1 protein-coding gene is annotated in these 4,443 nt (G+C 68.3%); it reads right to left on the bottom strand.

Features of this window, described 5'->3' with window-relative positions:
* On the bottom strand, positions 1-4,443 hold a 4,443-nt coding region (locus GPA_RS18365; RefSeq protein WP_041239642.1), incomplete at both ends, for a DEAD/DEAH box helicase family protein.

The following is a 4,443-nucleotide window of genomic DNA, read 5'->3' as shown; positions in this document are numbered from 1 at the left end:
GCGGAGTCCTCGCAGATGAGGCCCTGGCGGCGCGCTCGTGCTCGCGCTCGGTCGCGCGCTCCTCCTCGACGCCCACCTCGATCGCGGCGGCCTCGAGCTCGTCGAGCTCGGCCTGCTTGGGGAACGGCTCCTTGGCCGCCTTCTGGGCGTCGGCGAGCGCGCGCTGGGCGGTCCCCAGCTTCAGCTCGATCTCGGCGGGGCCCTTCGCGTCCTTGGCGATGATTCGGTCCATCTGGGTGAGCACGGTGAACGCTCCTTTCTCTCCGGAGGGGAAGACCCTCTCCGACATGTGCACGTGTTTGGCGGGATCGACCGCGAGGCCGATATAGGGCAGCCAGTCGTCGTCGAGGACGTGCTGGCGGCGGCACACGACCGACAGGCCGCGGTAGGTCCCGATGGTCTCCTGGCAGCCGGGTCGGACGTCGTAGGCGGCGCGGCGCAGGGCCCGGATGGCCTCCTCCTTGTCGGCGATGTGCACTCCGCCGACGGTGAGGAAGCTGTCCTTGGAGCCGAGCGTCTGCTGGCGGACCAGGTCGGCCTCGGAGAACGGGATCTGGTCGTCGGCGAGCATGTCCCGTTCGGCGGCAAGTGCATCGACCAGCGGGCGGTACTGCGTCTCGATCTTGTGCTGGACGTCGGCAAGGCCCTCCAGATGGGACTCCCTCATGAGCTTGAGCTGGCCGATCTTGTTCTCGACGTCCATGCGCTCGGCCACGGTGGGGTCGCCCTCGGCGATCTGCTTCATCTGCGCGAGCGACAGCACGGTCTCGTCCAGGTCGTCCATGGTGCGCACGGGCGACTTGTTCGTGAAGACCTGGCTGATGAAGCGCTGCTTGCGCTCGACGATGGAGTAGAGGTAGCTGTCGAACGTGCCGGTCGAAACGTAGCGGAAATCGTGGACGCGGTCGAAGCCGTTGCCCTGGCGCACGATGCGCCCCAATCGCTGCTCGAGGTCGGACGGTCGCCACGGGCAGTCGAGGTCGTGGATCGCGGCGAGGCGCGTCTGAACGTTCGTTCCGGTGCCGAGCGTCGTGGTCGAGCCCAGCAGGATGCGGATGTCGCCGTCGCGCACCTTCTCGTACAGCGCCTCCTTCTGCTTCGACTTGCCCTTGGCGTCGGTCACGCAGGCGATCTCGGACTCGGGGACGCCGGCCTCGATGAGGCGGCGGCGCACGTCGTCCTGGATGTTCCAGCGCCCGGAGGCGGGCGTGGAGGAGTCCACGAACACGAGCTGGGCGCCGCGCTCGGCCTCGGTGCGCTCGCGGATGTCGAGGATGTTCTGCACGCATGCGTCGACCTTGCCGCCGGAAAGCGGCTCCATGTCGGGGTCGTCCTCGAGGTAGAGCAGCTTCGGGTCGAGCGCGACCTTCCTGCCGTCGCCGGTGATCTTGAGCATGTTGTCCACGCTCGGGTCGCAACCGGCATGGACCTTCTCGCCGCGCTTCACCAGCGCCTCGACCTCGGCGAGCTGTTCGGGCGTCGCGGGCACCGCGACCGCGTGGCTCTCGAGCTCGGGGAGGTCGAGGTCGAGGTCGTCTGCGGTCATGATGTCGCTGTAGCAGTGGAACGAGCTCATGAGCTCGGGGAGGTTCTGGAACCTGGCGAAGCGGCGTTTGATGTCCAGGCCGCCGCCCTCGGGCTTCGGCTCCAGTGTCTCGGTGACCTCGCCGAAGGTCTTGGCCCACGCGCTGAAGTTCGAGACCCCCTGGCTGGCCAGCAGGCTCGGCGAGAGATAGCGCTGCATGTTGTAGAGCTCGGCCATCGTGTTCGTGACGGGCGTGCCCGTGGCGAACACGATGTTGCTGCCGCGCCCGTTGCCGCGCAGGTATTCGCACTTCATCAGAAGGTCCTCGCACTTGGCGGCGTCGCTGGTCTGCATGCCCGGCACCGAGCCGCCCGACACCGCGAGGTTCTTGAAGTAGTGGGCCTCGTCGACGAATATCGCGTCGCAGCCGACCTCCTCGAACGTCGCGCCCTCGAGCGTCTTTGATGCGTTTCGCTTCTCGAGCGACTGGAGCTTGCTCTTGAACTTGTCGCGCACGCCCTCGATCTGCTTGACCGAGAAGTCCTTCTCCCCGGCGCCGTCCTCCAGCTCCATGAGCCTGGATTCCTCGAGCTCGTCGATGCGCGCCGTGAGCGCCGCCTTCTGCGCCTCGTAGGACATCTGCAGCTTCTCGAAGCGGCTGAATCCGACGATGACGGCGTCCCAGTCGCCCGATGCCGCCTGGCCCCAGAACCGGCGCACCGAGTCCGGGCTTTTCGCCGCGGCGTCGGTGAGGACGAGCAGCTTCGCGTCGGGGTAGAGCTTGAGGTAGTCGGCGGCCCACTGTCCGGTGAGGTTGTTCGGCACGACGATCATCGGCTTGCGGGCTCGCCCCAGGCGCTTGAGCTCGTGCATGGCGGCGATGCCGGTGAATGTCTTGCCGGCGCCGACCGTGTGCGCGATCAGCGTGCCCTCGCCGTCCTGGATGATGCGCGCCACCGCGTCGCGCTGGTGCTTCCTGAGCTGGATGTCGGGCGACATCCCCGGCAGCGAGAGGTAGTCGCCGCTGTACGCGCGCGGGGCGACGCGGTTGAGCTTTCGGTTGTAGATGTCGGCGAGCATGGCCGCGCGGCCCTCGTCCTTCCAGACCCACTCGCGGAAGGCCTCCTCGAGCTCTCGGCGCTTGGCGTTGGCGGCGGCCGTGGCCACCGGGTCGGGGATCTTCTTCTTGGACTTTTCCGCGACCGGGTTGTAGTCGGGGTTGTCCTTCTCGATCTGGATGAGGCCGCCGTTGAGTGCGGCGGTGAGGATCATGAAGCAGTTGTAGGAGCCCACGCCCCACTTCTTCGCGACAGACTCGTCCATGCCGCCGCTGGCGGACGTGACGCCCCACCTGCCGGAGACCTCGGAGTAGCGGACCTCGAGGCCGCGCGCCTGGGCGGCGGTCCGGTAGCTGCCGCGCACCCGGCTCTCGTGCCCGTAGCCGATTTTGAAGGTCTCGAGCGCGAAGTCGCGGATCACCGACGCGGGGACCCAGGAGCTTCCGAGCTGACAGGCGATCTGCCCGGGCACGAGCTTGACCGGCTGCACGGCCTCGAGGCGCGATTCCAGGCGCTCGAGGGCCGCGACGCGGTCCGGATCTACGGGCGGGACGGCGAGCTTGGCGGCCTCCATGAAGCGCGCCTTGTACTCGCGGAAGCGCTCCAGCCCCTCCTCGGTGGCGAGGTCGGACAGCTTTGCCGGCTCGCCGGAATAGTAGTCGACCAGGTAGGAGGGGCGGCCGTCGCGGCGGAGCAGATCGGCTTTCGTGACACGGTCCTCGGAGCGCTGCTTCCGCTCGATGCGGTACAGGTACTCGACGGCATCGGGCGCCGCCCTGAGGGCGCGGGCCAGGCGCATGCCGTTCTCGATACGCGCCTCCCTCACGGAGACCTCCCCGTAGGACGAGCGGACGGGCGGCTCGATCTCGACGCCGGCGACCGCGCGGAAGGTCTCGAAATACTCCGACCTGTTGAGGATGCCCGAGCCGCCCGCGGCGAAGAAGGCGCCCAGCTCCTCATCGGAAAGGCCGCTGTCGCAGACTAGGTACTTGATCGCGTGCGCGGGCGTCTTCGCGACGTCCTTGTCGATCTGGCCCGAATAGAAGTCGCCGAGGCTGCGGGCCAGCAGGTCGATCAGCGGGTTGCCGGTGGACACCGACGCGCGGTCGTCGCCGTCTTGCACGGCGATCGGGCGCGGACCGTCGTATGCCTCGAGCGCGAGGGGGATGAGCGCCGGCCAGCAGTCCCAGTTGATCCGGCGGGCGCCGCGGTCGAGGCCTTCGGAGTGCGCGAAACCGTCTACCGCGAAGCGCGACGTCGTCGGGTTCAGGCTGCTCTCCCATAGGTGCGTCTTGCGCAGCTGCGCGAGCGCGTCGCGGGCGTCGTCGGGCAGGCCGTCGGCATCGACGGAGAACCCGAGGTGTTCGTTCCAGGCCTGACGGGTCTGGCGCTCCGCGCGCCCGCGCTCGGCGTCCAGCAGCGCGCGGACGTGCTCGAGCTTGCCGCCCACGTCGCCGGAAAGGTACTCGTCGGCGGTCATTACGTGCGTCGCGTCGTCGGGGTCGGAGACCACGAGGTCGCCCAGGCGCTCGAGCGCGGTCCGCACGTCGGTCTCCATGAGGTCGGCGAGGAAGTCCATATCGACCCCGCCGCGCGCATCGATCGTGACGGCGAGGGCGTCCGAGGGGTTGCCGACGTGCTCGGGCGTGGGCGCCTCGGGGGTGACGAGGCGCTTCTTGAGGATGTCCGCCTTGCCGGTCACCTCGCCGTTGGAATCAACCTTCTCGAGGCTCAGGAGGTTGAGGGCCAGCGAGTGGTCCGTGAACCCCTTGGAGGGGAACACGGCGAGGTTCTTCTTGGAGTTGATGCGGCCGTAGCGCTCGAGGAAGGAGTCGTATTCGGCGGAGAGCCCGGCGATGG

It is taken from the genome of Gordonibacter pamelaeae 7-10-1-b (genome assembly GCF_000210055.1).
In the GTDB taxonomy this organism is placed as follows: Bacteria; Actinomycetota; Coriobacteriia; order Coriobacteriales; family Eggerthellaceae; genus Gordonibacter; species Gordonibacter pamelaeae.
The sequence above is the reverse complement of the archived record's forward strand: the minus strand, read 5'-3'. Positions and strand labels throughout refer to the sequence as shown.